This is a genomic window from Nocardiopsis sp. KDC1DS13DA1 (assembly GCF_055632325.1).
Window position 1 is genome coordinate 359,725 of sequence record NZ_JBVMUY010000014.1, and the last position, 26,692, is coordinate 386,416.

Below are 26,692 nucleotides of genomic sequence, written 5' to 3' on the forward strand. Positions count from 1 at the left end.
GCGGTGTAGGCCACTCCGCAAAGATGTGGACACGCCCTGTTTTTTCGGAGATTGTTATGGTTCACCAAGAGAACCTCCGGTGATAACCATCACAGCCATTGTCTGATGTTTTCCCGGGCGTAACACAGGGGCACTCCCCCGAAACTGGGCCGCTTTACGCTCGCGGACGACGGCAGATCTGCACAGCGATTCCAAGGAGCCGCACATGGTCCCCACGATGGTCCTCGTAGCCGATGATTCGCGTGACGCCCACCGGCGGGAGGCCCTGTGCGGCCTGGCCGAGGCGGTGGCCGACCGGGGCGAGGTTCCCGTCGCCGCGGCCTTCGGCAGCCCCGACGAGGTCGCCGCGGCCGTCCGCTCCGTTCCGGGGCCCAAGGTGGTCGTCCCCGCGTTCGTCGCCGGGGGAGACGTGGCCAGCGCGCACCTGTTCTCCCGGCTCGACCTCGCCCACCTGGAGAACTCCTGCCACACCTCGCCCCTGGGCGCGGTGCCCTCCATCGTCGCCGACCTCGCCGGCCGTCTGGCGGACGCGGGCTGGAGCCCCGAGGACGGCGTGGTCCTGGCGGCCGACGGCACCACCGGGAGCGACGAGCGCCAGGTGGTCATGGACGTGGCCCGTATGCTCAGCCGCCGCCTCGGCTCCCCGGTCCAGGTCGGGTACCTGCGGACCTGGGCGCCCTCGGTCTTCGACGCCGTCGACCGACTGCGCCGGGACGGCCGCGAGCGCGTCGCGGTCGCCGCGTGGCGGCTGGTCGACGGCCCCGACTTCGACCTGCTCCGGGGGCTGGACGTCACAGCCCTCACCGCGCCGCTGTGGCCCTCCGACCTGGTCGTGGACACCCTGCTCGCCCAGCACCGCGCCGCGAAGGGCCGCCTGGTCTGAACGCCGGCAACCGTTACTCGGGACGCGCGGATGGGTATGAGGCCAAGGGGCGGGAATTCCCCGCACCCGCGAAGCCACATCCGTTCCGCTCCGGGCGACGCACGGAGCGGGGCGGGTTCGGGTACGACCCCTCACGAGGCCGCGGCCTCCCATGGCCCCGACGTGTCGGCCCCCCGCCGCCGACCCCGGAGCAGGAGGGCCGTCGCCGCGCACGCGACCGCCGAACCGCAGCGGGGGCTCGGTCCCGGTCGGCGTCGACGTGAGCGAACCTAAGGTGGATGTATGAACGACGTCACAGCGCAGTTCGTCGGCGACCGCCAGCGTCGTCGGCTGGAACGGCGCTTCGGCGGCCACGTGGCCGAGTGGCTGTCCGAACTCCCCTCCGTTGTGGAGAAGCTCGCGACGGAGTGGCGGCTCACCGTCGACGGAGGCGCGCCGCACGGCCGCACGGCCGTCGTCGTGTACGTCACCCTGTCCGACGGGCGCGAGGGGGTCCTCAAGCTCTGCCCGGACAGTCGGCTCGCGGTCACCGAGGCCAGCATGCTGCGGATGTGGGCGCCCTCCCACCGGGTGCCCGAGGTGTGGGACCTGGACGCCGAGCGCGGCGCCATCCTCATGGAACGCATCGAGGGCGAGGCGGTCGCCGACATCGGTGTGGTTCCGCCCATGGTGACCATCGGCACCCTGCTCTCCCAGCTCCACGGGGTCGAGGTGCCCCGTAGCCAGCTCCTGGAGCTGCGTCCCCTCATGGCGCGGGTGCAGTTCATCTTCGACCTGTGGAACCGCGAACGCAACGAGGGGCCCGCCGCCAAGGTCATCTCCGCAACCTCCCTGCACCAGGGCTACTGCCGCGCCCGGGCCCTGTCCATCGGCGAGACCGACGTCGTCCCCCTGCACGGCGACCTGCACCCGGGCAACGTGCTCGACGGCGGCCCGCGCGGCCTGGTCGCGCTCGACCCGCGCGCCTGCGTGGGCGACGGCGCGGCCGACGCCGTGGACTGGGCGGTCTGGAAGGCGACGAGCGTCGTCGAGGTGGAGCGGCGCGTCGAGATCCTCTCCCGGACGATGGGGGTGGACGGCGACCGGATGATGGAGTGGGTGCGCGCGTTCGCGCCCTGTTTCGCGGTCGCCAAGGTCAACCGCGCACACAGCCACACCGACGAGTTCGAGACCCTCATGGACCTGATGGCGGGCGACCGCTCGCTGGTCCGGTCCCACCCCAGGTGATCCGGGCTGTGCCCGCCCTGGTCCTGCGCTGCGCTTCGGACCGGGTTCGGGCGCCCCGGAGGCGGTGTGCTTCCTCCTCGGCTTCGCCTGTCGCTCGTTCCTCGCTACGCGGCTCGCCTCGCCCGCCCGTCGCCCGCCACCACCCTCAACGGACGCCTGCGGCGCGGCCCTCATCCATGAGCACCCCGCCGGCGCCCGAACGGTGCCCGCCCTGGTCCTGCGCTGCGCTTGGGACCGGGTTCGGGCGCCGGTGGTGACCGTTCCGCCAGGGGCGGCCGGCCCTAGTCGTCCCCGCCCGGCGTCTCGAAGCGGTACCCCCGGCCGGCCTCGGTGATGAGGTACCGGGGCCGCGCCGGGTCGGGCTCCAGCTTCCTGCGCAGCTGCGCCAGGTACACCCGCAGGTAGTTGGTCTCGCTCTGGTAGGCGGGGCCCCACACGTCGTGCAGCAGCTGGCGCTGGCTGACCAGTTGGCCGGGGCGCCGGGCCAGGATCTCCAGGATGTGCCACTCCGTGGGGGTGAGCCGCACCTCCTCGCCGTCCCGGACCACCCGCTTGGCGCCCAGGTCCACGGTGAAGGACGGCGTGCGCACCACCGGCGCCTCCTCCAGGCGGACCGACCGCCGCTCCGCCGCACGCATCCGCGCCAGCAGCTCGTCCATGCCGAACGGTTTGGTGACGTAGTCGTCCGCGCCCGAGTCCAGGCAGCGCACCTTCTCCCCGGCCGAGTGCCGCGCCGACAGCACGATGATCGGTACCTGGGACCACCCGCGGAGCCGCTGGATCACCTCCATGCCCTCCATGTCGGGCAGCCCGAGGTCCAGCAGGACCACGTCCGGGTGGCGCTCCGCGGCCAGACGCAGCGCCGCGGCCCCGTCGGGAGCGGTGTCCACGTCGTGTCCGCGCGCCCGCAGGTTGATGCGCATCGCACGGATGATCTGCATGTCGTCGTCAACGACCAGGATCCGCATCGGCCTCCCTCTCGTCCTCGCCGTCCGTGTCCGCAGCCCTCAGGTCGAACACCATGGTCAGACCACCGCCCGGGGTGTCCTCGGGGGAGAGCGTCCCGTGCATCGCCTCAACGAAACCACGGGCGACCGCCAGTCCGAGACCGACCCCCGTGCCCTGGGGCGCGTCGCCCAGGCGCTGGAAGGCCTCGAACATCCGCTGCTTCCCCTCGTCCGAGACCCCGGGCCCCCGGTCCACCACACGCAACTGCACGCTCCCGCCGTGCGCGCTCGCGGCGACGAGCACGGGCACGCGCGGGTCGGGGTTGTGCCGCACGGCGTTCGACACCACGTTGGCCACGGCCCGCTCCAACAGCCCCGCGTCGGCCCTGACCCGCGGCAGCCAGTCGGGGACGTCCACCGTGACCGCCTCGTGGGGCAGACCGATCAGGGTGGCCGAGACCACCTCCTCCAGCCCCACGGGGCGGATCTTGGGGCGCACGCTGTCGGTCTGCACCCGGCTCATGTCCAGGAGGTTGTCGATCAGCCGGTTGAGCCGGTCCGCGGACTCCTCCACGGTCTCCATCAGGGCGTCCCGGTCCTCCGGGTCGAGTTCGATGTCGGTCGCCCGCAGACTGGCCATGCTCGCCTTGATCGACGTCAGCGGGGTGCGCAGGTCGTGGGAGACGGCGGCCAGCAGAGCGGTGCGGATGCGGTTGCCCGCCACCTGGCCGCGCGCCTCGGCGGCGTCCCACTCCAGCCGCTTGTGCTCCAGGGCGATCCCGAGGTGGGCGGCGAACGCCCACAACACGCTGCGGTCGGCGGCGGGCAGCACCCGGCCGCGCAGCGCCAGGGCCAGCGAGTCGGAGATCGACACCAGCACGTCCGCCTCGTCCGGCGACTCGCACGCCGGGGCGCCCACACTGTGCACGGCGCTCCACCGGTCGTCCTCCACCCGTTCCAGCAGCGTCGCCGACCGCTGCCCGAAGGTCTTGGAGATCCTCCGCAACAGCGCCTGGAGGGGCTCGTTCCCGGCCAGGACGCTGCCCGCGAGCAGCGCGATCGCGTCGGCCTCCGCACGGCCGCGCGCCGCCTGCGCCGACCGCCGCGCCGCCATCTCCGCCACCACCGCCACCAGCAGGCCCACCAGGACGAACGCGGCGAGCGCCACGGCGTTGTCCAGGGACACCGGCGGCCTGTCGTGGTGCGGCGAGAGCACGAGCGTGAGCAGTACCGCGCTCCACAGCGCCGAGGCCAGGGCGGGCCACAGGCCGCCGACCGCCGCTGTGGCGACCGTGGTCAGCAGCAGGAACATCGCGTCCGAGGACAGCCCCACCCCGGCGAACGGCGGGAGCAGCAGGAGCAGCGACATCAGCGCCGGAGCCGCGGCGGCCAGCACCCACCCGGTCACGCGCCGGTGCTCGCCGACCCCGCGCCCCGGGGCCGGGAGCAGCCACATCCCGCTCCCGACCTCCTCGTGGGTGACGATGTGCACGTCGATGTCCCCGGAGTCACGCGCCACGCTCGCGCCCACCCCCGGACCGAACACGTACTCCCAGCTGCGGCGGCGCGAGGAACCGAGCACGATCTGTGTGGCGTGCACCCCCCGCGCGAACTCCAGCAGTCCCCTGGGTACGTCGGAGCTGATCACCTGGTGGTAGGTGCCGCCCAGCTCCGCGAGCAGCTTGCGCTGGCGGACCAGGTGCTCGGTGAGCGGTCGGCCGACCGCGTCCGACTTCACCACGTGGACGGCCAGCAGGTGGCTGGGCTGGGGGTGCCCCCCGCGCGAGCGCGCCGCGACCCGGGCCGCGCGGCGGATCAGCGTCTCACCCTCCGGGCCGCCGGTGAGCGCGACCACGACGCGCTCGCGCGCCTCCCAGGTGCTGCGGATCTCGTGCTCGCCCCGGTACCGCGCCAGGCCCTCCTCCACCCGGTCGGCGGTCCACAGCAGCGCCAGTTCGCGCAGCGCGGCGAGGTTGCCCTCCCGGTAGTAGGCGGCCATGGCGGCGTCCACGCGTTCGGCCGGGTGGATGTCGCCGTGGGCCATCCTGCGGCGCAGCTCCTGCGGGGTGACGTCCACGAGTTCGACCTCGGCCGCGCGGCGCACCACCTGGTCCGGGACGGTCTGCTCGGGGCGCACACCGGTGATCTGCGTGACGACGTCGTTGAGTGACTCCAGGTGGTGGATCCCCACCGTGCTCACGACGTCGATCCCCGCGTCCAGCAGTTTCTCCACGTCCCGCCAGCGGGCGTAGGTGGGCGCGTCCGGCCCGTTGGCGTGGGCGAGGTCGTCGACGAGCGCCAGTTCGGGGGCGCGCGTGATGACGGCCGCGGTGTCGACCGCGCCGGACGGGTGCTGGGGCACCACCTCCAACCCCGTCAACAGGGCGGACGTGCGTTGTCGGCGGTGCGTGTGGGCGGCGGCCACGACCACGTCGGTGCCGTCCTCGGCCCGCCGTCGGGCCTCGGCCAGCGCGTTGTGGGTCGTGCCCACACCCGGTGCCGACCCCAGGTAGATGCGGAGCTTTCCTCGTGCCACGACTCCATTGTCACGTGTCCGGGCGGGGAACGCGTCCCGCCGTGTCACACGCCGTCGCGGAGCGCGGACATGACGGCGCGGACGGCGGGCGGAATACTGGGGCGTCGTACGGACGCACGAGCCCCACACGGGTGGAGGGGAGCGAACCCCGTCCGTCGTCCCGTGCGACCCAGCGACACCTGTGAGGAGGTGCGGCGTTCGCCCCGCGACGAGCGCGGAGCGTGTCCACGCCGCGACACCGATGACCGGATATCCCCCCAACGACGGATCGTTCCCCGGCAACCCAGGCGAACCGCCGTTCCCCGGGCAGCCGGGGCAGCCGGGGCAGCCTCCGCAGCCCGGCCAGCCCGGACACGGCGGAGGCCAGCCCCGCTTCCAGCCGCCCCCGCCCCCTCCGCCGGGGCGGCCCGGAGCCCCGTACGGCGGTCAGCCCGGGGGGTACCCGCCCGGCTACGGCGCGCCGGGAGGTCCCTACGGCGGACCCGGCGGACCCGGGGGAGTGCCTCCGCGGCAGCCGCCGGTGCCGGGTCAGCCCGGACCGGGCGGTCCGCCGCGCCGCAACGGTCGGCTCGCGCTGATCATCGGCGCGAGTGTGACGGCGGTCGCACTGCTGGCCACGGGCGGGCTGCTGGTCTGGAACCTGTCCGAATCCCGCCCCTACGCGGACCTGCCGAGCTGCCGCCGCCTGCTGCCGAGCGAGCTGCTCGACTCCATGCCCGAGACCGAGGGGCTGAGCGCCGAGGGTGACTACGAGGAGGGCGAGGAGGTGGAGTACCGCGAGGAGGAGCACCTGCTCGGATACCTGTGGTGCGACGTTGATGACGACGGGGAGGACGTGGTGTCGGTCTTCGTCAACCTCGTGGAGTACGAGGACGACGGGGCCGCGGTCGAGGACATACGTGAGGAGACGGCGAACCTCCTGGAGGACCTGGAATCCGGTGACTGGGAGGACGACCTGGGGGCGGATCTGATCGACTGGCGACCGCTGGGGGCGGGCGACGGCGGGGCCTCCGTGCTCTACGAGCCCGACTACCCCGACGAGGAGATCGTGCACGGCTTCGCGTCCTTCACCACGGCCAACCTCGGTGTGACGGTCTTCCGCGTGCTCCGCGGCGAGATCGAGGCCGAGGAGGAGCTCGACCGCCTCGACGACCTGGCCCGCGAGGTCGGGCGGCAGCTCTCCAGGGAGGGTGAGCGGGCCTGACCGGTGGCGGACGCCCCGGCACCGGGGGTGTCCGCTGGGGCCCGCCGCGGTGGCCGCTCCGGCACCCCGGCCGGGGCCGCCACCGCTCGCGGACCGCCCTTCGCTCAGGACGCGTCGGGGATCAGTTTGCCCGGGTTGAGCACGCCCTCGGGGTCCAGCGCCGCCTTGACCGCGCGCAGCACGTCCCCGCCCAGCGGACCGATCTCCGCCGCCATCCACGGCCGGTGGTCGGTGCCCACCGCGTGGTGGTGGGTGATCGTCCCCCGGTGGGCCACGATCGCGTCCGAGGCGGCCCGCTTGGCCCGGTCCCACCGCTCCAGGGGAGCCTCGCCCGCCGCCGTGGCGACCGTGAAGTACAACGAGGCCCCGGTGGGATAGGTGTGCGACACGTGGCACATGACCACGACACCGCCCTCGTCGCCGTCCAGCGCCGTCGTCAGGGCCGCCGAGACCGCCTCATACAGCGGCAGCAGGTCGGTCCAGGTCGCCGCCGTCTCCAGTGTCTCCGCGAGGAACCCCGACGACAGCAGGGTGTCGCGCAGGTACGGGGCGGAGAACCGGTTCTCCCGCCAGTGCGCCACCGGTTCCGCGCCGAGCGGGGTGCCGCCCGCCGCGGTCAGGACCTCCCGGACGGCTGCCGACCGCGCGGCCACGTCCGCCCCGGTCCCCTCGAACCCCAGGACCGCCTGGCACCCCGGAGTGGCCTCCCGGCCGCCGAGCGCCGCGCCGACGAACGTCTCCGACTCGTCCAGGACCCGTGCCATCGTCGGCCGCGTGTCCGACTGCGCGAGCGTGCGCAGCGCGGCCGCGCCCGTCGCGAAGTCCGGGAAGGACCAGGCCTCGTCCAGCACCGTCTCCGGGCGGGGGCGCACCCGCAGGCCGACCTCGGTGATCACCCCCAGGACGCCCTCCGAACCGAGCATCAGCCGCCGCAGGTCCGGCCCGGCGGCCGAGGCGGGCGGTCCGCCCAGTTCCAGGGTCCCGCGCGGGGTGGCCACGCGCAGCGACACCACCATGTCCTCGAACCGGCCGTACCCGGAGGACGCCTGACCGCTGGAACGGGTCGCCGCGTACCCGCCGACGGTCGCGTACTCGTAGCTCTGCGGCATGTGCCCGAGCGTGTACCCGTGCTCGCCGAGCAGGGCCTCGGCGTGCGGAGTGCGCACACCGGCGCCCAGGACCGCCGTCGCGGAGACGGGGTCGAGGGACACCAGGCGGTCCAGTCGCCGCAGGTCCAGCGCGATCACGGCCGGGAACCCGCCGCGCAGGGGGGCGACCCCGCCCACGACGCTGGTGCCGCCGCCGAAGGGGACGACGGCCACGCGGGCGTCGGAGCACACCCGCAGCAGGCGCTCGACCTCGTCGTGGTCGGCGGGGTGGACCACCGCGTCCGGCGCCGGGTCGGCCGCCCCGGCGCGGCGGAGCAGCAGGTCGGGGGTGCTCTTACCGCCGAGGTGGCGCAGGCGCGCGGCGTCGTCCACACGCACGTGCTCGGTGCCGACCACCTCCGCCAGCGCGGCGAGGGTCCCGGCGTCCAGTCGGGAGGCGGGCAGCGCGACCTCGTCCTCGGGAACGGCGGGCCGTTCCCCGGGCTCGGTGCGCAGGACCTGGGCGATCAGGTCGCGCAGCGCGGGGTCGAGTGTCCTGGCCCTGGCCGGGTCACCCCAGCCGAACCAGCTCATCTCGGGTGCGGTGTCGGCCAGCGGGCCGGTGGGGGAGTTCTCGTCAGTCATGCTCTACAGTTTTACACATGGCGTCAAAACGTAACGTAGAGGACCAGATCCTGGACGCGGCCCGCGCCTGTGTCGAGGCCTTCGGGGTGCGCCGCACCACCCTGACCGACGTGGCGCGCCGCGCCGGGGTCAGCCGTCCGACCGTCTACCGCCGGTGGCCCGACGTGACGGCCCTGGTCGCGGACCTGCTCACCCGCGAACTGCGCCGGATGCTCCTGGCCGAGGAGGAGGCCGCGCAACAGGACCTGGCCGGGGAGGGCGTGCGTGCGCGCCTGGTCCGCCACGCCGCCGGAGTCGCGCGCGCCATGCTCGACCACCCCCTGTTCGCCCGCGTGGTCGACACCGAGCCCGAACTCCTGGCCACCTACACGTTCCACCGGCTCGGCACCAGTCACCGCGCCGCCCTGGAGGTGCTGGAGCCCGTCGTCGCCGAGGGCCAGGCCGACGGGTCGGTCCGCCCCGGGGACCCCGCCGTCCTCGCCCGGCTCGTCCTCGTCACCGTCCAGAACACCGTCACCTCCCGCCGCCTGTTCGCCGACGTGCTCGACGAGTCGCACCTGGTCGCCGAGCTCACCGACCTGCTGGACGGCTACCTCGCCCCCCGCGAACCCTGACGGTCCCACCCCGACTCCCACACCCAGGAAAGGACCACCCCATGCGCCCCACCGTTCCCGCGTCCTCGTCCCTGAACGCCGACCGGCGCGCCGCCGACCTGGCGGACCTGCGCGCCCACCCACGGGTGGACCTGCTGGTCGTCGGAGGCGGGGTGACCGGCGCCGGGGTCGCGCTCGACGCCGCCGCCCGCGGGCTCACCACCGTCCTCGTCGAACGCGACGACCTGGCCTTCGGGACGAGCCGCTGGAGCTCCAAGCTCGTCCACGGCGGTCTGCGCTACCTCGCCCGGGGGCAGGTGGGTATCGCCTACGAGAGCGCGCGCGAACGCGACGTCCTCATGCGCGTCACGGCACCCCACCTGGTCAGGCCGCTCCCCATGATCGTCCCGGTGCACCGGGGGTCCGGGCTGGCGCGCCCGCTGCTCGTGCGCGGCGGGATGGGCATGGGCGACGCCCTGCGCGTCCTCGCGGGCACGCCCAGGGGGGTCCTGCCCGGCCCGCGCCTGCTCACCGCCCGCCAGACCCTGCGCCTGATGCCCGGTGTGCGGCCTGAGGGGCTGCGCGGCGGCATCCTGTCCTTCGACGGCCAGCTGGTCGACGACGCCCGCCTCGTGGTCGCCCTCGCCCGCACCGCCGCGCGCGAGGGCGCCCGCGTCATCACGCGCTGTTCGGCCGAGTCCGTGACCGCGGACGGGGTGTGGCTGCGCGACGGGACCACGGGCGAGACGTTCGGCGTGCGGCCCCGGGCCGTGGTCAACGCGACCGGAGTGTACGCCGGAGACCTCGACCCGTCGGTGCGGCTGCGCCCCAGCCGGGGCAGCCACCTGGTCCTGGACGGAGCGGCGCTCGGCCACCCCCGGGCCGCGCTCACCGTGCCGGTCGAGGGCAGCGTCAACCGGTTCGTGTTCGCGCTCCCGCAGGCCGACGGGCGGGTGTTCGCCGGGCTGACCGACGAACCCCTGGACGGCCCCGCCCCGCGCGTGCCCGACGTCCCCGACGACGACGTCGACTTCATCCTCGACCGGCTCAACGTCGCGCTGCGTACGCGCCTCGGGCACGGGGACGTGCTCGGCGCCTTCGCCGGGCTGCGCCCCCTGATCGAGGGGGACGGAGCCAGTTCCGACCTGTCCCGGGAGCACTCCGTCACCGTCTCGCCCACGGGTGCGGTCACCGTGGTCGGCGGCAAGCTCACCACCTACCGGGCGATGGCCCAGGAGGCGGTGGACGCCGCCGTGCGCACCCGGAGGCTGTCCGCCGGGCCCTGCCGGACGCGGTCGCTGCCGCTGGTGGGCGCCGCGTCCCGGGAGGAGCTCGACGCGCTGGACGTCCCACGCCGCCTCGTGCGCCGGTACGGGGCCGAGGCCCCCGACGTCGTCGCCGGGGCCGACGGGGACCGCGCGCTGCTCGAACCGGTGGCGTGCGGCGTCACCGGGGCGGAGCTGCGGTTCGGGGTCCGGCACGAGGGGGCCATGGACGTGGACGACCTGCTGGAGCGGCGTACGCGGATCGGACTGGTCGACACGGACCGGTCGGCCGCGGACGCGGCGGCCCGGGCGGCGCTGGCGGACGGGTAGCAGCGCCTGCCCGGGGCTCCGCGTCGCTTCCCCGCCCGTCGACCGCCCGTCGCCCGCCATCGCCCACAGAGTGCGCTGCGCGCGGCGGGCGGTCCACCACCCCCGACCGACGCCCACGGAGCAGCCCTGTTCCCGGCTCGTTCCCCGCTCGCGGCCCGCCCCGTCGTGCAGCACCCCGGCGGCGCCCCGGCGGAACCCCCTGGGGATCCGGTCAGGGCGCCGGTCCGTGTTCGCGGAACGCGCCACACCGACATCCCCTGTCCCACCGGGCGTCGATCGCGTATGGTCGTAGCCGGTCCGGCGCGCCGCCTCCCTCACGGCCCCGGGCGCTCCCAAGCCTCCCCCTGTCTCGGTTCTCCCGCCCGCTGAACCGCCCCGCCGAAGGAGTCACCCATGCCCACGCTCGTTTCCGTGCCCGCGCCCGCAGAGGACGACGACGTCCTGGCGGGTGTACCGGACGAGTATCGGCACTACTTCAACGGACGGCCGCCCGTGCCCTTCACCAAACGGCACTGGGAGTTCCGGGGGGAGCCCAGGAGCGTGCCCCTGTGCCGTGCCTTCCTGGACACCTGCGCGGCCAGCCGCGACGGCGACTTCCGCTACGTGTTCTCCCTGCTCGGAACGGAGCTGGCCACCAACGCCCTGCGGCACAGCCGTTCGGGGGAGCAGGGCCAGACCTTCGTGCTCAAGGTGACCCGGGGCGCGAACGGACTGACCCTGGTCTGCCGGGACAACGGCAGGCCCGTGAGCGCGGCCCCGGACGGCGGCCGCACCCTGGCCCCCGCCCCGATGGTGGGGGACCGGCTCACCGCGGAGAGCGGGCGGGGCCTGGCCCTGGTCGACAGCTTCGCCACCACCTGGGGGGACAACGGTCACCCCAGCATCCGCAAGGTGTGGTTCCACCTGGCCTACGACATGACCGGAAGCTCCTGGCCCGCCGCCTGAGCGGATCCGCCTACCGGCCCTCCAGGTAGGCGAGTACCGCGCGGACCCGCCGGTGGCCGGTGTCGGAGGGCGCCAGGCCCAGCTTCGCGAAGACGTTGCCGATGTGTTTGTGCACGGCGTTCTCCGTCACGACGAGCCGCTCCGCGATCTGGCCGTTGCCGAGCCCCTCGGCCATCAGCGCCAGGACCTCGCCCTCGCGCGGGGTGAGCGACTCCAGCGGGTCGCGCGGCCGCCGCGCCAGCAGCTGCTGGACCACCGCCGGGTCCATGACCGTGCCCCCGTCCGCGACCCGGTGCAGCGCGTCGACGAACTCGCTCACCCGGCCGACCCGGTCCTTGAGCAGGTAGCCGACCCCGCCCCGGCCGTCCGCCAGCAGTTCGCCGGCGTAGTCGCGCTCCACGTACTGGGACAGCACCAGGACGGGCAGCGCCTCGTGCCTGCGCCGCGCCTCGATGGCGGCGCGCACGCCCTCGTCGCGAAAGTCCGGGGGCAGGCGTACGTCCACGACCGCCAGGTCGGGGCGGTGGCGGTCGACCGCCGCGGCGAAGGCACCGGCGTCGGCGGCCACCTCCGCCACCTCGAACCCGCGCGTGGACAGCAGCAGCTCCAACCCGGCCGACAGCAGGACGTTGTCCTCGGCGATCACGACACGCACGGCAGCTCCACCCCGATCTCGGTCGGCCCGCCCGCCGGGCTGTCCACCCGGACCCGGCCGTCCAGGGCGGCCACCCGGTGGCGGATTCCGGCCACACCGCTACCCCGGGTCTCGTCCACACCGCCCGACCCGTCGTCGCGCACCGCCACCCGCAGCACGCGCTCGTCACGGGTCAGGCGCACGGTGATCGACCCCGCCCCGGAGTGCCGGACGGCGTTGGCGACCGCCTCGGTCACCACGTAGTAGGCGGCGGTCTCCACGGCGACCGGGAGCGGCCCCAGGTCGTCGGCGTCCAGTCGGGTCGGGACGGTCGTGCGGGCCACGAGCGCGGCCAGCGCCCCGTCCAGCCCGCGGTCGGCGAGGATCGGCGGGTAGATGCCGCGGATCACCTCGCGCAGCTCCGCCATCGCCTCCTCCGTCCCCTGGTGCGCGTCCCGCAGGAGCACGGCGACGGCGGGGTCGGCCTCGGCCGCCTCCACGGCCTCCCTGGCGACGCCGAGCTGCATCGCGATGGCGACCAGCCGCGCCTGCGTGCCGTCGTGCAGGTCCCGTTCGATCCGGCGCAGCTCGGCCCCGTGCGCGTCGACCACCCCGGCCCGGGTCCGGCTGAGCTCGTCCACCCGCGCGGCCAGGACCTCGGCCTCCGAGGGGGTCAGCAGGCGCACGGACAGGCGGGCGTGCAGCCGTGCCAGGGGCGGCAGCGCCCAGCGGCCGAGGACGCAGGCGGTCACGAGGTGGACCGCGACCCCGGCCAGAGCCATGCCCCAGCCCTCGACCGGCAGACCGTACACCTGCGGCTCACGGCCCTCGGGGTGGAGCCACCACAACGGCGACTGGACCGCCGCCACGACCGACGCGGTCGCGAACACCGCCACCAACCCGGTCCCGACGCCGCTGAGGCTGAAGAGCGGCATCCACACGAGGAGTCTGCGCGTGCCCGGTGCGCGCAGCAGAGCCCTGACGTCGGGCGGGGGAGCGGACCCGGTCTCCGGGACGGGGACGCCCAGGACCGGGGCCGCGTACCGGAGGTGGATCCGTGACCACGCGTCCAGCACCCGGAACCACCGGGGGAGCACGACCAACCCGATCCCGCCCGCGACCACGGTCAGCGCCACGGCCAGGGTGAACGGGAGCAGGACCAGCGTGACCATGCCCGACACCAGGGCCGCCAGCAGGTACACGTCCGCCCGCCAGGCCCTCCTCCAGAGGTCCTTCATTCCGCAGCCCTTCCCGTTCCGGTCGTCTCGGACACGGACAGTCTGTTGTATCGGGGGCGGGCACGGCACTACAGCCCACCACCCTTTCCGTCGGACTGTCGTTACGGTGTCGGATCATGGCGCCATGACACAGCAGCAACCACTCTCACTCAGCCCCCAGTGGCAGGACTCCGACCGGCCCGAACTCCCCCGATCCGGAACCGAGCGCGAGGTGCTCACCGCCTACCTCGACTGGCACCGCTCCACCCTGGAGGCCAAGTGCGCGGGGCTGACCGCGGCCCAGCTCTCCGACCGCGCGGTGGCCCCCTCGACGCTGAGCCTGCACGGCCTCGTCCGCCACCTGGCGGACGTCGAGCGGTGGTGGCTGCGCATCCAGTTCGCGGGGGAGGACCTGCCCCTGCTCCACTCCTCCGAGGACGACCCTGACCATGACTTCGACGGCCTGGACGGCGACCCCGCCGAGGCGTTCGCGGCGTGGCGCCGGGAGGTGGAGCGGGCGAGGGAGATCGTCGACCGCGCCGCCACCCTCGACGCACTGGCGGCGGCCCCGCGCTCGGGCGGTCCCATCCAGCTCCGGGTCATCCTGGTGAAACTCGTCGCCGAGTACGCACGGCACAACGGGCACGCCGACCTGTTGCGGGAGAGCGCGGACGGGGCCGTCGGCGTCTGAGACCGGACCGAAAACCCGTTGCCGGGCCGAACGGACCACCCCCACAGTGGACCCACTCCGAGGCGCCGACCGAGGGCGCCTCCCCGTCGAGAAGGAGAGCCATGTCCACCCTCCGGGTCACCGCGGAGCGGCTCACGATCCACCCGCACCCCGACGCGGACGCGCTGGAGCTCGCGCAGGTGGGTCTGTTCCGCGCGGTCGTCGCCAGGGGCAGGTACCGCACCGGGGACTGGGCCGTCTACGTTCCCGAGGGGGCCCTGCTGCCGGACGACCTGATCGAGGAGCTCGGTCTGACCGGTCGGCTGGCGGGCGCGGGGAGGAACCGCGTCAAGGCGATCCGGCTGCGCGGCCAGCTCTCCCAGGGCATCGTGTGCGTCCCCGAACGCCTGTCGGGCGTCGACCTGGCCGCCGCGCACGGGGCGGGCAGCGACTTCGCCGGGGAGCTCGGGGTCACCAGGTGGGTGCCGGAGGTCCCCGTGCACATGAGCGGCGAACTCGTCCCCGCGCCGGACCTGATGCCCTGGATCGAGATCGAGAACGTCAAGCGCCACCCCGACGTCTTCGCCGACGGGGAACCGGTCGTGGCCACGGAGAAGATCCACGGGACGGCCTGCCTGTTCACCCTGGTCGCGGACACCGGGGAGGAGTTCGTCTCGTCCAAGGGCTTTGGCTCCAGACGACAGGGGCTGGCGCGCACGGAGGAGAACCTGTACTGGAGGGCCGTGGTCGGCCACGACGTGCCGAAGGCGGCGCGCGTGCTCGCCGAGCGGTTCGGCGCCGCCCGCGTGGGTGTGTTCGGTGAGGTGTTCGGTTCCGGGGTGCAGGACCTGAGGTACGGGGAGACCGCGCGCGGCGAGCGCCCCGGTTACGCGGTGTTCGACGTCGCGGTGGACGTCGGCGGTGCGCGCACGTGGGTGGACGCCGCCGAGCTGCACGAGCTGCTGGCGTCGGTGGGCCTGCCCGCCGTGCCGAGGCTGTTCGACGGAGGATACGACGAGGCGGCCCTCCTGGCGGCGGCGCACGGGACCGAGACGTGGAGCGGGCGCTCGCTGCACATCCGCGAGGGTCTCGTGGTGCGGCCCGCCCGCGAGCGGTACGCCCCGCAGCTCGGCGGCCGGGCCATCGCCAAGTTCGTCTCCGACGCCTACCTCACCCGCAGGGGCGGTACGGAGTACGAGTAGACCGCTGCGGGCGGGCACGACGGGGCCGTGTCCGCCCGCTCCGCGGTGTCCGGTTCCTACAGGGGGGACCCGAGTACCCCTGCGGCGTCCGCCAGGAGAGCGGTCAGGTAGTCCGCGGCGGTGCCGCCGGAGGCGAGGAGGGCGGCCTGACCGGACCACAGGTTGAGCCGGTCGGCACGCCCCAGTTCCGCGGCTCCGGCCCGGATCGGCAGCATGAGGTTGTTCTGCGCCGGATAGGGCGGGACCCGGTCCTCGGCGTCGGCCAGCTCCCGCACCAGGCCGTTGGCGATCCCCCTGGCCGGGCGTCCGGAGAAGAGCCGGGTGAGCACGGTGGTCTCCGCCTGCTCGGAGGCGAGCGCCGCACGGTGGACCGGACTGGCGCCCGACTCCCGTGTCCGGAGGAAACCGGTCCCGACCTGGACACCGTCGGCGCCCAGGGCCAGGGCGGCCGCCACACCGCGTCCGTCGGCGATTCCGCCCGCCGCGACCACCGGTACGGTCACGGCGTCGCTCACCTGGGGAACCAGGGAGAACGTGCCCACGAGCGACTCACGCACGGGGGCCAGGAACGAGCCGCGGTGCCCGCCCGCGTCGCTGCCGGAGGCCACGACCACGTCGCATCCCGCCTCCTGGAGGGCGCGGGCCTCGGCGACCGTGGTGGCCGTGCCGACGAGCGGCGCGCCGATCCGCCGGGCGCCCTCGACCAGCCGCCGGGGCGGCGCGCCCATCACCACGCTGACCACCGGGGGCCGGGCCGCCAGGACCGCGTCCACCTGGGCGTCGAAGTCCACCCGGGCGTTGGCGGCGTCCAGGTCGGGCGGGGTGAGCCCGAACTCGGTGTAGTGGGCGGCGAGGCGGTCGGTGTGCGCGGTCAGTGCCGTCGTGTCCGGGACGGGGCGGTCCTCCTCGGGGCGGGGGATCCACAGGTTGACGGCGAACGGCTCCGAGGTGGCCGCGCGGATGCGGTCCACCAGGGGCTCGATCCGTTCGGGGGCCACGGCGTGCGCACCGTACGATCCCAGACCGCCGGCCTCGGAGACCGCCGCGGTGAGTTCGACCGTGGACAGTCCGCCGCCGAACGGTCCCTGGATGAGGGGACGGCGGATGCCGAGCGCCGCGGTGAGCGCGGCGCCGTGCCGCCGGTCGGGGCTCACGCGGCCACCGCCGCGCGTCCGTGTTCGAACCGCACGGCGACCCGCGCGACGTGGGCGCCCAGGTGTTCGGCCGTGCGCAGGTCGCCGTCGCGGGGTGCCTGGTCGGGGCCCAGGTCGGAGGGCGACTGGGCCATGGCCCCGGTGAAGCCGCCGAGCCGGTTGAGGTCGTCGCGGCCGCCGCTGCTGGAGTACTCGCCGCCCGGGGCCAGACCGAGCGGAACCCAGATCATCCCGTGCTGCGCGGCGAACACCGCGAGGGCGCTGAGCGCCGTGTCCTTGTTGCCGTTGGTCCCGGCGGAGTTGGTGAAGCCGGCCGCGAGCTTGCCCTGCCAGCGGCGCTCCTGCCAGACCGGTGCCGTGGCCTCGGCGAACGTCTGGAAGACGGCGGAGGTGCCGCCCATGTAGGTGGGGGTGCCGAACACGATCGCGTCGGCCCGGTCGAGGGCGGACCACAGGGTGCCGTCGGGGTCGGCGACGTCGTGCAGCGAGGAGTGGGCGCCGTTCGTGTGCGCGGCTCCTCGGGCGACCGCCTCCGCCTGGCGGGCGGTGTGGCCGTAGCCGCTGTGGAAGGCGACGGCGACTCGGACATGGTGCATGGGGGTTCTTCTCTCTCCTGCCGGGGGGCGGGCGTCGGGGCCCGCGGTGGGACCAATATAGACGACCGGTCAACTATTTTTCCACATCCGGGGCGGAAGTGATCCGGTGCGAGTAGTTGACCGGACGTATACCCTCGGCCCATGGGACGGACGAGCGACGCGAGGGAACGCATCCTGGACTCCACGCGCAGACTCATGCGCACCCGTGGCTACACGGCCCTCGGGGTCGCGGAGATCTGCGCCGACGCCGGGGTCAGGAAGGGCAGCTTCTACCACTTCTTCGACTCCAAGCAGGCCCTGACCGTCGAGACGGTCGACGGGCACTGGGCCCAGGAGCGCCGCGCGCTGGAGGCGGCCCTGGCCGAGGCGGTCGGCCCCGTGGAGCGGCTCCGCGCCCTGGTCGAGTGTCTGGTCGGGACCCAGCGCACCGACCACAGGGAGTCGGGGACGATCCACGGATGCCTCTACGGCAACCTCGCCCTGGAGCTGAGCGGCCAGGAGCCGGAGGTGCGCCGCCGTCTGGCCGAGGTGTTCGACGACCAGGTCGGCATGCTCGCCCGCCTGATCGGCGAGGCGCAGGAGGCGGGGCTGGTCGGGCGGGAGACGGGGCCCGACACCCTGGCCAGGTCGATGGTCGCGCAGATCGAGGGCACCGTGCTGCTGGCCCGGGTGCGCAATGACCCGGCCCCGCTGGACGAGGTCTGGCCGAGCGCGGAACGGCTCCTGGGCGTGGCCTGACCGGGCACAGGCCGGGGCGCGCCGCCCCTGCGCGTCCCCGAGCCGGGCGCGGGACCCGTACCGACACCCCCACGAGCGCCCGGGCGCCGTAGTCTGGCTCGCGTGGAGCTACGACAGTTGCGGCACTTCGTCGCGGTGTGCGAGGAACAGCACTTCACTCACGCCGCCGCGTGCCTCGGCATCACCCAGTCCGGCCTGTCCGCGTCGATCCGCGCCCTCGAACGCGACCTGGACACCCAGTTGCTGCTGCGTACCACCCGGCGTGTGACGCCCACCCCGACCGGGCGACTGCTCCTCGCCGAGGCCCAGCGGATCCTCGCCGCCGCCGACGGGCTGCGGGAACTGGTCACCGACGACCGGCGGGTGCGGGGCACGCTGTCGCTGGGCACCGAGCAGTGCATGGGCGTGGTCGAGGCGGTTCCCCTCCTGCACCGCTACCGCGCGCTGCACCCGGAGGTGACCCTCAACCTCCAGCAGGCGGCCACCGAGGACCTGCTCGACCAGGTCCGCTCCGGGCGGCTGGACACCGCGCTGGTGGCGGGCACGCTGCACGACGGCGGGGGTGTGCGGATCCTGCGCATCACGGAGGAGCCGATGATGCTGCTCTCGGCGCCCGACCACCCCCTGGACGAGCGGGACGTGCTGGGCCACCTGGCCAGGGAGGAGTACGTCGACCTGCACCCCGGTTGGGGTGCCCGCGACTGCGCCGACCTGGCCTTCACCGACTTCGGGATCACCCGGCGCGTGGCGCTCCAGGTCAATGACGTCTACACCCTGCTGGACCTGGTGCACCGGGGTATGGGGGTGGCGGTGGTGCCCCGGCCGGTCCTGGACAAGCCGCAGGCCGCGGGGCTGCGCAGCGTGGCACTGCCCGGCGGGGCACGGTGGGCGGTGGGTCTGGCGCTGCCCCGCGACGCCCGTCCCTCCGTCGCCACACGGGCCTTCCTCGACCTCCTGGGCGCCGAGCACCCGATTCATGACTCGGAACACTGAATCCCAGACATCTCACATGTTGGACATGTTCACCCCGGGTGATGCATGGTGATCCCCCGGGCGGCGCGCACCCGCGCGTCGCGCGAAGAGCCACGTGTTGGGAGCGCCTGCCCATGTCGCAACGAGTATCCGGCGTGATCTCCCGAGCCAAGGGAGAACCCGTCGAACTGACCACGATCGTCGTCCCCGACCCCGGGCCGGGCGAGGCCGTGGTCTCCGTCCAGGCCTGCGGGGTGTGCCACACCGACCTGCACTACCGCGAGGGCGGTATCAACGACGAGTTCCCCTTCCTGCTCGGCCACGAGGCCGCGGGCGTGGTGGAGTCCGTCGGCCCGGACGTCACCTCGGTCGCCCCCGGTGACTTCGTGGTCCTGAACTGGCGGGCGGTGTGCGGGAACTGCCGCGCCTGCCGCCGGGGGCGCCCCCAGTACTGCTTCGACACCCACAACGCCACCCAGCCGATGACCCTGGAGGACGGCACCGCGCTCTCCCCCGCCCTGGGTATCGGCGCCTTCGCCGAGAAGACCCTCGTGGCCGCCGGGCAGTGCACCAAGGTGGACCCCGCCGCCTCCCCGGCCGCCGCCGGGCTGCTCGGCTGCGGGATCATGGCGGGCATCGGTGCCGCCATCAACACCGGAGGGGTGGGCCGGGGCGACTCGGTGGCCGTCATCGGCTGCGGCGGCGTGGGCAGCGCGGCGGTGGCCGGCGCCCGCCTGGCCGGAGCCGGTCGGATCATCGCCGTGGACCTGGAGGAGCGCAAGCTCGACTGGGCCCGCGGGTTCGGCGCCACGCACACCGTCAACGCCAACGAGCAGGACCCGGTCGAGGCGATCCGCGCACTCACCGACGGGTTCGGCGCCGACGTGGTCATCGACGCGGTCGGTCGGCCGAACACCTACGAGCAGGCCTTCTACGCCCGCGACCTGGCGGGTACCGTCATCCTGGTCGGAGTACCCACCCCTGACATGCGCCTGGAGCTGCCGCTGCTGGACGTGTTCGGGCGCGGCGGCGCGCTGAAGTCCTCCTGGTACGGCGACTGCCTGCCCTCGCGCGACTTCCCGATGCTCGTGGACCTCTACCGTCAGGGCCGTCTGGACCTGGACGGGTTCGTCACCGAGGAGATCGGCCTGGGCGACGTCGAGGCCGCGTTCGCGCGGATGGAGCGCGGCGAGGTCCTGCGGTCGGTGGTGCGGCTGTGAGCGGCGCACGTGTGGAGCACCTGAGCACCTCGGGGGTGTTCACCCTGGACGGCGGGGCCTGGGAGGTGGACAACAACGTCTGGCTGGTCGGTGACGACGACGAGGTCGTCGTCGTGGACGCCCCGCACGAGGCCGCCCCGATCCTGGCGGCCGTGGCGGGGCGCCGGGTGGTGGCCGTGGTGTGCACGCACGCGCACAACGACCACGTCAACGCGGCCGTGGCGGTGGCGGAGGCCACGGGTGCGCCCGTTCTGCTGCACCCGGACGACCGGGTGCTGTGGGACATGACCCATCCGGACCGCGCACCCGACGGGGACCTGGCCGACGGACAGTCCCTCGCGGTCGCGGGGACGGAGCTGACCGTGCTGCACACGCCGGGCCACGCGCCGGGCGCGGTGTGTTTGTACGCGCCCGAGCTGGGGGCGCTGTTCAGCGGCGACACCCTGTTCCAGGGAGGGCCCGGGGCCACGGGACGGTCCTACTCGGACTTCCCGACCATCGTCGCGTCCATCCGGGACCGGCTGCTGTCCCTGCCGCCGGAGACGCGGGTGCACACCGGGCACGGACCCTCCACCACCGTCGGCGCCGAGGCGCCGCACCTGCAGGAGTGGATCGACCGCGGCCACTGACGGACGCCGAGGGGCTGGTGACGGTGACACCGTGACCAGCCCCCCGACGCGGCCCCGAACACGAAAGGCGCCCCGAAGGGCGCCGTATCGTCTGGACCGGCACCGTGACGGTGCCGCTCCGCGTGCTGTGCCCCCTGCAGGATTCGAACCTGCGCACACGGCTCCGGAGGCCGTTGCTCTATCCCCTGAGCTAAGGGGGCGCGTTGCGTGAACAACTGTAGCAGGGGCGCCGTGCGGTTCGTCCACCCGAGACGACGCGCACCCTTGGGCCGCGCCGATCCGGGCAATCCAGTGGTGCCCCGTCACCCCGCGGCGGTAGTGTCGCGCCCGTGAACGCCCTACCCGCACGGGTTCTCGTCGTCGAGGACGACGAGGTGATCCGGGAACTGATCCGCCTGAACCTCGAACTGGAGGGGTTCGAGGTCTTCACCGCGGTCGACGGGCAGGACTGCCTCGACCGCGTCGGACACATCGACCCGCACGTCGTCACGCTCGACGTCATGATGCCCCGCCTGGACGGCTGGGCGGCGGCCGAGTCCCTGCGCGCCGACGCGCGCACCCGGGACTGCAAGCTCGTCCTGGTCACCGCCCGTGCCCAGGGGGACGACCGCCAGCGCGGAGAGCGGATCGGCGTCGACGCCTACGTCACCAAGCCCTTCGACCCGGACGACCTGGTCGACGTCATCCGGGGCCTGGTCGACGGAGACCGCGCGTGACCCCCCGGGACCTGGAGGCCGTCCTGCGCCGGGCCGCCGTCCGCGCCTTCGACCTGGACCCCGGCGCCGTCCCCCTCGTGTGGCCGCGGGGCGACCACGCGGGCGAGGACGCCGACGCGGCGAGCGCGCTCCCGCCCCGGCTCACGCGCCTGGTCGGCGACGGGAACCGGCGCGCCCGGCCGCCGGGGGTCGCCGGACGCGTCGCCGACCAGCTGCCCCTCATGCGCGACGAGGGCCTGGTCGACTACGCCCGCGTGTTCTCCGACGCGCGCGGGTTCGTCCACGTCACCCTCACGGACGCGCAGCGCCACGACCTGCTGACCGCGGCCGCCGACGGCCCCCGGTTCCTCACCGGCCGCGCCTGGGACGGCCCCGGGGAGTGGCCGACCACGCCGCTGCACGAGGCCGGCCCCGTGGCCCAGGCGCGGCGCCTGGCCAGGGCCGACGCCCGTGAACGCCTGGCCCTCGCGGTCGGGGAGGCCGCTCCTCCGCCGGGGCCCGGCCGCGCCGAGGTGTCCTGGCGCGACCCCTACCTGGACGGGGACAGCGCGGAGCTGATCACCCCCGCGGCGCGGGTCCTGGGCGCCATCGGGGAGGCCAGCGCCCGCGTCGCCTTCTGCCGCTCGATCCCCGAGCGGCCCAGGGAGGCCGAGACGACCGGCCGTGACCTGCCCGTCCTCCCCTCGGCGGACCGTCCCGGGGCCTGGGCCCGCCTCACCGACGCCAACCCCGCCTTCCGCCTGCGCCACGCCCACGCCCACGCGCTCAGCCGGACCCGCTGGGTACGGCAGGGCGCTCCACCGCTCGCGAGCTGCCCCCGGCACGTCGCCGGGGTGCGCCGCGTCCTCTTCGACGGCGTCAGCGCCGTGGACTCGGCCGCGCGCCGAGAGGAACCCCATATCCTGGTCAGATACCTGGAGGCACTGGCCAGTGCCTACGATGAGTGGCGAACGTGCCCCACAGCCGATCCCGAGGGGGCGGAGGGGGCCGCCGCGGACCCGGCGCTGCCAGCCGCCGTCGCCGGAGTCCTGCGCACCGGGCTCTTCCTGCTCGGGGTGTCGGCGCCCACAAGGCTGTAGACATCCCGCCCCGCCCGACGGGCCGACCCAACTCCTTTGTCCCTACCGGGTAAGTGGACAATAGGACCGGGGCCTCCGCCGCCAGCACAGTCGCATCCCAGCCGAAAGCCCATCATGAGCCGCTACGCCCACCCCGCCGGATCACGCCACGCGGAGATCCTGCCGGAGGACAACCCGCCGATGCCGCCCGAGGACCTCAACGGCCTCGACCCCCGGGTGTGGCCCGCCACCGCCCGGCGCGCGGACGGCGAGCTCGCCGTCGGCGGCGTCGGTGTGCGCGAACTCGCCCAGACGTACGGCACCCCCCTCTTCGTCATGGACGAGGAGGACTTCCGGGGCCGCGCCCGCGACTACCGCAACGCCTTCACCGACGCCGACGTCTACTACGCGGGCAAGGCCCTGCTGACCAAGGCCGTCGCGCGCTGGGTGGCCGAGGAGGGGCTCAAGCTCGACGTGTGCTCCGGGGGCGAGCTCGCCGTCGCGCTCGCCGCGGGCGTCCCGGCCGAGCGGGTGGGCATGCACGGCAACAACAAGTCGGCCGCGGAGCTGCGCCGCGCCGTCGAGGCCGGGGTCGGCCGCGTCATCATCGACTCCCTCGACGAGATCGAGCGGCTGGAGGCCGTCGCCGCCGAACTCGACCGCCGCCCCAAGGTCCTCATCCGCGTCACCACCGGCGTCGAGGCCCACACCCACGAGTTCGTCGCCACCGCGCACGACGACCAGAAGTTCGGCTTCGCGCTGAGCACCGGCGCCGCCGCCGAGGCCGTCCGCCGCGTGCTCGACGCGCCCCACCTCGACCTGGTCGGCCTGCACTCGCACATCGGGTCGCAGATCTTCGACACCTCCGGCTTCGAGGTCGCGGCCCGCCGCGTCACCCGCTTCCTCACCGGGATCCACCGGGACCTGGGCGTCACCCTCGCCGAACTCGACCTCGGCGGCGGCCTCGGCATCGCCTACACCTCCGGGGACGACCCGCTCGACCCCAAGAGCATCGCGGAGAGCCTCACCGCGATCGTGCGCCGCGAGTGCGAGGAGGTCGGGCTGCCGGTGCCGCGCATCGCGGTCGAACCGGGCCGGGCCATCGCGGGTCCGGCCGGGATCACCGTCTACGAGGTCGGCACCGTCAAGGACGTCGAGGGCATCCGCACCTACGTGAGCGTCGACGGCGGTATGAGCGACAACATCCGCACCGCCCTCTACGGCTCCGAGTACACCAGCCAACTGGTGTCCCGCGAGAGCGACGCCGAACCCATGCTCTCCCGCCTGGTCGGCAAGCACTGCGAGAGCGGCGACATCATCGTGCACGACCTCTACCTGCCCGCCGACCTCAGGCCGGGCGACCTGGTGGCCGTGGCCGCCACGGGCGCCTACTGCTACTCCATGGCGAGCAACTACAACCACCTGCCCCGTCCCGCCATGGTCGCGGTCCGGGACGGGAAGGCGAGGGTCATCGTACGCAGGGAGACCGAGGAGGACCTCCTCCGCCTCGACGTAGGCTGAACCGGCCGCCGACGCGGCGCGGCCGCGCGACGGTAGGACACGAGAGAAGTGGGAGTCACGCCCAAATGGCGATGAAGGTGGCGCTGCTCGGATGCGGCGTTGTGGGCGCGGAAGTCGTCCGCCTGATCGAGGAGCAGTCCGACGAGCTGGCCGCGCGCGTGGGCACGCCGATCGAGGTCGGCGGCATCGCGGTCCGGCGCATGGACCGGGACCGGGGTGTCGATCCGGCACTGCTGACCACCGACGCCACGGCCCTGGTCACCCGGCCCGACATCGACCTCGTGGTGGAGGTGATCGGCGGGATCGAACCGGCGCGCTCGCTCATCCTCGCCGCGATCAAGGCGGGCAAGTCCGTGGTGACGGCCAACAAGGCGCTGCTGGCCGAGGACGGCCAGACGCTGCACACGGCCGCCCGCGACGCCGGGGTGGACCTGTACTACGAGGCCGCCGTGGCCGGGGCGATCCCGCTGCTGCGCCCGCTGCGCGACTCCCTGGCGGGGGACCGGGTCAACCGGGTGCTCGGCATCGTGAACGGCACCACGAACTACATCCTCGACCGGATGGACTCCCTGGGCGCGGGGTTCACCGAGTCGCTGGAGGAGGCCCAGGCCCTGGGGTACGCCGAGGCCGACCCGACCGCCGACGTCGAGGGCTTCGACGCCGCGGCCAAGGCCGCCATCCTGGCCCGTCTGGCCTTCCACACCCAGCGCGTCACCGCCGCCGACGTCCACCGCGAGGGGATCACGGCGGTGTCGGCCGCCGACATCGCCAGCGCCCGCGCGATGGGCTGCGTCGTCAAACTCCTGGCGATCTGCCAGCGCTCGGAGGACGGGGAGTCCGTGGGCGTGCGCGTCCACCCGGTGATGCTGCCCGTCGAACACCCGCTGGCCAGTGTCAAGGAGGCCTACAACGCGGTGTTCGTCGAGGCCGAGTCCGCCGGAAGGCTCATGTTCTACGGCGCGGGGGCCGGGGGTACGCCCACCGCGAGCGCCGTGCTCGGCGACCTGGTGGCCGTGGCGCGCAACCGCCTCGCCCACACCAGCGTGGCCGAGGGGGCGCACGACACCGGGCTCCCCGTGCATGACATGGGACACACCATCACCAGCTACCACGTCTCCCTGGACGTCGCGGACCGCCCGGGCGTGTTGTCGAAGGTCGCCGAGATCTTCGCCGACCACGGCGTCTCGATCAGGAACGTGCGCCAGGAGGGCAGCGGCGAGGACGCCCAGCTGGTCCTGGTCAGCCACCCGGCCCCCGACTCCGCGCTCCGCAGTACCGTGGAGCGCCTGCACGGCCACGAGCTGGTGCGCGAGGTGGCCAGTGTGATGCGTGTGGAGACCTTCGCCGACTGACACCGCTCCGTGCCCGGTCCCGAACGGTCACCCGAGGGGGTGACCGTTCGGGCGTCGGCAGGGTTCCTCGCGACGGGGTGCGCCACGTCGGGGGAACGCACGCGGCCCGGGTCGGCGAGCGGTGCCTGCGTGTCCGAATAGTGAGACATTCGACCGCGATTCGAGATACTCCGGGCGGGGCCATAGACTCGTAGCTGGTGGCGGCGGCACCGCGACGGAGACCGCCCCGCCGAGTCCATCTGCGCGTCAAGCGAAGCCGCATCCACCCGAGAGGGAACAGTCGTGAGCATGGCACGGGCGTGGCGAGGGGTCGTCGAGGAGTACCGCGACCGCCTCCCCGTCAACGAGAACACCCCCGTCGTCACCCTTCAGGAGGGCGGCACGCCCCTGCTCCCGGCCACGCGCGTGTCCGAGCTGACGGGTTGCGACGTCCACCTCAAGGTCGAGGGGCTCAACCCCACCGGTTCCTTCAAGGACCGCGGTATGACCATGGCCATCACCAAGGCCGCCGAGGACGGCGCCAAGGCCGTGATCTGCGCCTCCACCGGCAACACCAGTGCCAGTGCCGCCGCCTACGCCATCCGCGCCGGCATGACCTGCGCCGTGCTCGTGCCGCAGGGCAAGATCGCCATGGGCAAGCTCGCCCAGGCCCTGGTCCACGGCGCCCGCCTGCTCCAGGTGGACGGCAACTTCGACGACTGCCTCGAACTGGCGCGCAAGCTCAGCGTCGACTACCCGGTCGCCCTGGTGAACTCGGTCAACCCCTACCGCCTCCAGGGGCAGAAGACCGCCGCCTTCGAGATCGTCGACGCCCTGGGCGACGCCCCCGACATCCACTGCATTCCCGTGGGCAACGCGGGCAACATCAGCGCCTACTGGATGGGCTACACCGAGTACGCCGAGGACGGGATCTCCACCCGGCGCCCGCGCATGTTCGGCTTCCAGGCCAGCGGCTCCGCCCCGATCGTCGACGGCGCGCCCGTCACCAGCCCGAGCACCATCGCCACCGCGATCCGCATCGGCAACCCCGCCTCCTGGAAGCTCGCCGAGCAGGCCCGGGACGAGTCGGGCGGCCTCATCGACAAGGTGACCGACCGCGAGATCATGGCCGCCTACAAGCTGCTCGCCGCCGAGGAGGGCGTGTTCGTCGAACTCGCCTCCGCCGCCAGCGTCGCCGGTCTCCTCAAGGCCGCCCGGGCCGGACGGGTCCCCGGCGGCAGCCGCGTGGTGTGCACCGTCACCGGCAACGGACTCAAGGACCCCGACTGGGCCCTGGCCGGAGCCGCCTCCGCCACGACCGTCCCGGTGGACGCCCGAGCCGCCGCCGAGGCGCTCGGACTCGTCTGAGGC

The 26,692-nt window shown here is 73.9% G+C and carries 24 protein-coding genes and 1 tRNA gene; 17 read left to right on the top strand and 8 right to left on the bottom strand.

Annotated features, from left to right (window positions below; genetic code table 11):
• The first annotated feature begins 205 nt into the window (after positions 1-205).
• Both ACTVAJ_RS09955 and ACTVAJ_RS09960 read left to right on the top strand, forming a co-directional pair.
• The gene (locus tag ACTVAJ_RS09955; RefSeq protein WP_470387786.1) at positions 206-883 is read left to right on the top strand and encodes a sirohydrochlorin chelatase; all 678 of its coding nucleotides are present in this window, start codon (positions 206-208) and stop codon (positions 881-883) included.
• Between the two features lie 282 nt (positions 884-1,165).
• The gene (locus ACTVAJ_RS09960; RefSeq protein ID WP_470387787.1) at positions 1,166-2,110 is read left to right on the top strand and encodes an aminoglycoside phosphotransferase family protein; all 945 of its coding nucleotides are present in this window, start codon (positions 1,166-1,168) and stop codon (positions 2,108-2,110) included.
• Between the two features lie 281 nt (positions 2,111-2,391).
• Here the strand turns inward: ACTVAJ_RS09960 and ACTVAJ_RS09965 are convergent, their stop codons facing one another.
• Together ACTVAJ_RS09965 and ACTVAJ_RS09970 are read right to left on the bottom strand one after the other, a co-directional pair.
• Complete coding sequence (locus tag ACTVAJ_RS09965) at positions 2,392-3,078, bottom strand: response regulator (RefSeq protein ID WP_470387788.1); 687 nt, start codon at positions 3,076-3,078, stop codon at positions 2,392-2,394.
• A complete protein-coding gene (locus tag ACTVAJ_RS09970) occupies positions 3,059-5,593 on the bottom strand; it encodes a sensor histidine kinase (RefSeq protein ID WP_470387789.1) in 2,535 nt (844 codons plus the stop codon). Before ACTVAJ_RS09970 ends, ACTVAJ_RS09965 begins: the two co-directional genes overlap by 20 nt.
• 520 nt (positions 5,594-6,113) lie before the next feature.
• Between ACTVAJ_RS09970 and ACTVAJ_RS09975 the strand changes: the two genes are divergently transcribed.
• The gene (locus ACTVAJ_RS09975; protein ID WP_470387790.1) at positions 6,114-6,797 is read left to right on the top strand and encodes a hypothetical protein; all 684 of its coding nucleotides are present in this window, start codon (positions 6,114-6,116) and stop codon (positions 6,795-6,797) included.
• Positions 6,798-6,901: 104 nt separating this feature from the next.
• Here ACTVAJ_RS09975 and ACTVAJ_RS09980 read toward each other — a convergent pair whose 3' ends face one another.
• Positions 6,902-8,530, bottom strand: coding sequence for an FAD-binding oxidoreductase (locus ACTVAJ_RS09980; RefSeq protein WP_470387791.1), 1,629 nt, complete (start codon positions 8,528-8,530; stop codon positions 6,902-6,904).
• A gap of 17 nt (positions 8,531-8,547) precedes the next feature.
• Here ACTVAJ_RS09980 and ACTVAJ_RS09985 point away from each other — a divergent pair, with 17 nt between their 5' ends.
• From ACTVAJ_RS09985 to ACTVAJ_RS09995, 3 genes are all read left to right on the top strand, one after another.
• The gene (locus ACTVAJ_RS09985) at positions 8,548-9,144 is read left to right on the top strand and encodes a TetR/AcrR family transcriptional regulator (protein WP_470387792.1); all 597 of its coding nucleotides are present in this window, start codon (positions 8,548-8,550) and stop codon (positions 9,142-9,144) included.
• A gap of 41 nt (positions 9,145-9,185) precedes the next feature.
• Complete coding sequence (locus ACTVAJ_RS09990; protein WP_470387793.1) at positions 9,186-10,718, top strand: glycerol-3-phosphate dehydrogenase/oxidase; 1,533 nt, start codon at positions 9,186-9,188, stop codon at positions 10,716-10,718.
• A 393-nt stretch (positions 10,719-11,111) separates the two neighbouring features.
• Positions 11,112-11,663, top strand: a complete 552-nt coding sequence (locus tag ACTVAJ_RS09995; protein WP_470387794.1) for an ATP-binding protein — start codon at positions 11,112-11,114, stop codon at positions 11,661-11,663.
• 10 nt (positions 11,664-11,673) lie between these two features.
• Here ACTVAJ_RS09995 and ACTVAJ_RS10000 read toward each other — a convergent pair whose 3' ends face one another.
• Together ACTVAJ_RS10000 and ACTVAJ_RS10005 are read right to left on the bottom strand one after the other, a co-directional pair.
• On the bottom strand, positions 11,674-12,318 hold the full coding sequence (locus tag ACTVAJ_RS10000; RefSeq protein ID WP_470387795.1) for a LuxR C-terminal-related transcriptional regulator: 645 nt from the start codon (positions 12,316-12,318) through the stop codon (positions 11,674-11,676).
• On the bottom strand, positions 12,306-13,535 hold the full coding sequence (locus ACTVAJ_RS10005) for a sensor histidine kinase (RefSeq protein WP_470387796.1): 1,230 nt from the start codon (positions 13,533-13,535) through the stop codon (positions 12,306-12,308). The genes ACTVAJ_RS10000 and ACTVAJ_RS10005 overlap by 13 nt, the downstream gene beginning before the upstream one ends.
• A gap of 124 nt (positions 13,536-13,659) precedes the next feature.
• Between ACTVAJ_RS10005 and ACTVAJ_RS10010 the strand changes: the two genes are divergently transcribed.
• Together ACTVAJ_RS10010 and ACTVAJ_RS10015 are read left to right on the top strand one after the other, a co-directional pair.
• Positions 13,660-14,205 (top strand): DinB family protein, encoded by a 546-nt coding sequence (locus ACTVAJ_RS10010; RefSeq protein WP_470387797.1) that lies wholly within the window; start codon positions 13,660-13,662, stop codon positions 14,203-14,205.
• 101 nt (positions 14,206-14,306) lie between these two features.
• Positions 14,307-15,386, top strand: a complete 1,080-nt coding sequence (locus tag ACTVAJ_RS10015) for an RNA ligase (ATP) (RefSeq protein WP_470387798.1) — start codon at positions 14,307-14,309, stop codon at positions 15,384-15,386.
• A gap of 56 nt (positions 15,387-15,442) precedes the next feature.
• Here the strand turns inward: ACTVAJ_RS10015 and ACTVAJ_RS10020 are convergent, their stop codons facing one another.
• Together ACTVAJ_RS10020 and ACTVAJ_RS10025 are read right to left on the bottom strand one after the other, a co-directional pair.
• The gene (locus ACTVAJ_RS10020; RefSeq protein WP_470387799.1) at positions 15,443-16,540 is read right to left on the bottom strand and encodes an NAD(P)H-dependent flavin oxidoreductase; all 1,098 of its coding nucleotides are present in this window, start codon (positions 16,538-16,540) and stop codon (positions 15,443-15,445) included.
• Entirely contained in the window at positions 16,537-17,136 is a 600-nt protein-coding gene (locus ACTVAJ_RS10025) for a flavodoxin family protein (RefSeq protein ID WP_470387800.1), read from the bottom strand. The genes ACTVAJ_RS10020 and ACTVAJ_RS10025 overlap by 4 nt, the downstream gene beginning before the upstream one ends.
• 141 nt (positions 17,137-17,277) lie before the next feature.
• On the opposite strand from ACTVAJ_RS10025, the gene ACTVAJ_RS10030 reads away from it, so the two are divergent.
• From ACTVAJ_RS10030 to ACTVAJ_RS10045, 4 genes are all read left to right on the top strand, one after another.
• Positions 17,278-17,874, top strand: coding sequence for a TetR/AcrR family transcriptional regulator (locus tag ACTVAJ_RS10030; protein WP_470387801.1), 597 nt, complete (start codon positions 17,278-17,280; stop codon positions 17,872-17,874).
• Between the two features lie 102 nt (positions 17,875-17,976).
• On the top strand, positions 17,977-18,867 hold the full coding sequence (locus tag ACTVAJ_RS10035) for a LysR family transcriptional regulator (protein WP_470387802.1): 891 nt from the start codon (positions 17,977-17,979) through the stop codon (positions 18,865-18,867).
• A 113-nt stretch (positions 18,868-18,980) separates the two neighbouring features.
• Entirely contained in the window at positions 18,981-20,066 is a 1,086-nt protein-coding gene (locus ACTVAJ_RS10040; protein WP_470387803.1) for an S-(hydroxymethyl)mycothiol dehydrogenase, read from the top strand.
• Positions 20,063-20,695: an MBL fold metallo-hydrolase gene (locus ACTVAJ_RS10045; protein WP_470387804.1), complete on the top strand. Its 633-nt coding sequence runs from the start codon at positions 20,063-20,065 to the stop codon at positions 20,693-20,695. Before ACTVAJ_RS10040 ends, ACTVAJ_RS10045 begins: the two co-directional genes overlap by 4 nt.
• 128 nt (positions 20,696-20,823) lie before the next feature.
• On the opposite strand, the gene ACTVAJ_RS10050 is transcribed toward ACTVAJ_RS10045, so the two are convergent.
• Positions 20,824-20,895: transfer RNA gene (locus tag ACTVAJ_RS10050), tRNA-Arg, on the bottom strand.
• 129 nt (positions 20,896-21,024) lie between these two features.
• Between ACTVAJ_RS10050 and ACTVAJ_RS10055 the strand changes: the two genes are divergently transcribed.
• The 5 genes from ACTVAJ_RS10055 to thrC all read left to right on the top strand — a co-directional run bounded on the left by ACTVAJ_RS10055 (position 21,025) and on the right by thrC (position 26,689).
• Positions 21,025-21,411, top strand: a complete 387-nt coding sequence (locus ACTVAJ_RS10055; protein ID WP_470387805.1) for a response regulator — start codon at positions 21,025-21,027, stop codon at positions 21,409-21,411.
• Positions 21,408-22,490, top strand: a complete 1,083-nt coding sequence (locus ACTVAJ_RS10060; RefSeq protein WP_470387806.1) for a DALR anticodon-binding domain-containing protein — start codon at positions 21,408-21,410, stop codon at positions 22,488-22,490. Before ACTVAJ_RS10055 ends, ACTVAJ_RS10060 begins: the two co-directional genes overlap by 4 nt.
• Positions 22,491-22,604: 114 nt before the next feature.
• Positions 22,605-23,990 carry a diaminopimelate decarboxylase gene (gene lysA / locus ACTVAJ_RS10065; protein ID WP_470387807.1) on the top strand — a complete coding sequence of 462 codons (1,386 nt, stop codon included), beginning with the start codon at positions 22,605-22,607 and terminating at the stop codon, positions 23,988-23,990.
• A 65-nt stretch (positions 23,991-24,055) separates the two neighbouring features.
• Positions 24,056-25,342 (top strand): homoserine dehydrogenase, encoded by a 1,287-nt coding sequence (locus ACTVAJ_RS10070; protein ID WP_470387808.1) that lies wholly within the window; start codon positions 24,056-24,058, stop codon positions 25,340-25,342.
• 288 nt (positions 25,343-25,630) lie between these two features.
• Complete coding sequence (gene thrC / locus ACTVAJ_RS10075; RefSeq protein ID WP_470387809.1) at positions 25,631-26,689, top strand: threonine synthase; 1,059 nt, start codon at positions 25,631-25,633, stop codon at positions 26,687-26,689.
• Positions 26,690-26,692: the final 3 nt, after the last annotated feature.

What these genes read in the sequence shown, in the direction of transcription:
- ACTVAJ_RS09955 (WP_470387786.1), top strand. Translation starts at nt 206, where the DNA reads ATGGTCCCCACGATGGTCCTCGTAGCCGATGATTCGCGTGACGCCCAC.
- ACTVAJ_RS09960 (WP_470387787.1), top strand. Translation starts at nt 1,166, where the DNA reads ATGAACGACGTCACAGCGCAGTTCGTCGGCGACCGCCAGCGTCGTCGG.
- ACTVAJ_RS09965 (WP_470387788.1), bottom strand. Translation starts at nt 3,078, where the DNA reads ATGCGGATCCTGGTCGTTGACGACGACATGCAGATCATCCGTGCGATG.
- ACTVAJ_RS09980 (WP_470387791.1), bottom strand. Translation starts at nt 8,530, where the DNA reads ATGACTGACGAGAACTCCCCCACCGGCCCGCTGGCCGACACCGCACCC.
- ACTVAJ_RS09985 (WP_470387792.1), top strand. Translation starts at nt 8,548, where the DNA reads ATGGCGTCAAAACGTAACGTAGAGGACCAGATCCTGGACGCGGCCCGC.
- ACTVAJ_RS09990 (WP_470387793.1), top strand. Translation starts at nt 9,186, where the DNA reads ATGCGCCCCACCGTTCCCGCGTCCTCGTCCCTGAACGCCGACCGGCGC.
- ACTVAJ_RS09995 (WP_470387794.1), top strand. Translation starts at nt 11,112, where the DNA reads ATGCCCACGCTCGTTTCCGTGCCCGCGCCCGCAGAGGACGACGACGTC.
- ACTVAJ_RS10005 (WP_470387796.1), bottom strand. Translation starts at nt 13,535, where the DNA reads ATGAAGGACCTCTGGAGGAGGGCCTGGCGGGCGGACGTGTACCTGCTG.
- ACTVAJ_RS10010 (WP_470387797.1), top strand. Translation starts at nt 13,660, where the DNA reads ATGACACAGCAGCAACCACTCTCACTCAGCCCCCAGTGGCAGGACTCC.
- ACTVAJ_RS10015 (WP_470387798.1), top strand. Translation starts at nt 14,307, where the DNA reads ATGTCCACCCTCCGGGTCACCGCGGAGCGGCTCACGATCCACCCGCAC.
- ACTVAJ_RS10025 (WP_470387800.1), bottom strand. Translation starts at nt 17,136, where the DNA reads ATGCACCATGTCCGAGTCGCCGTCGCCTTCCACAGCGGCTACGGCCAC.
- ACTVAJ_RS10030 (WP_470387801.1), top strand. Translation starts at nt 17,278, where the DNA reads ATGGGACGGACGAGCGACGCGAGGGAACGCATCCTGGACTCCACGCGC.
- ACTVAJ_RS10040 (WP_470387803.1), top strand. Translation starts at nt 18,981, where the DNA reads ATGTCGCAACGAGTATCCGGCGTGATCTCCCGAGCCAAGGGAGAACCC.
- lysA (WP_470387807.1), top strand. Translation starts at nt 22,605, where the DNA reads ATGAGCCGCTACGCCCACCCCGCCGGATCACGCCACGCGGAGATCCTG.
- ACTVAJ_RS10070 (WP_470387808.1), top strand. Translation starts at nt 24,056, where the DNA reads ATGGCGATGAAGGTGGCGCTGCTCGGATGCGGCGTTGTGGGCGCGGAA.
- thrC (WP_470387809.1), top strand. Translation starts at nt 25,631, where the DNA reads ATGGCACGGGCGTGGCGAGGGGTCGTCGAGGAGTACCGCGACCGCCTC.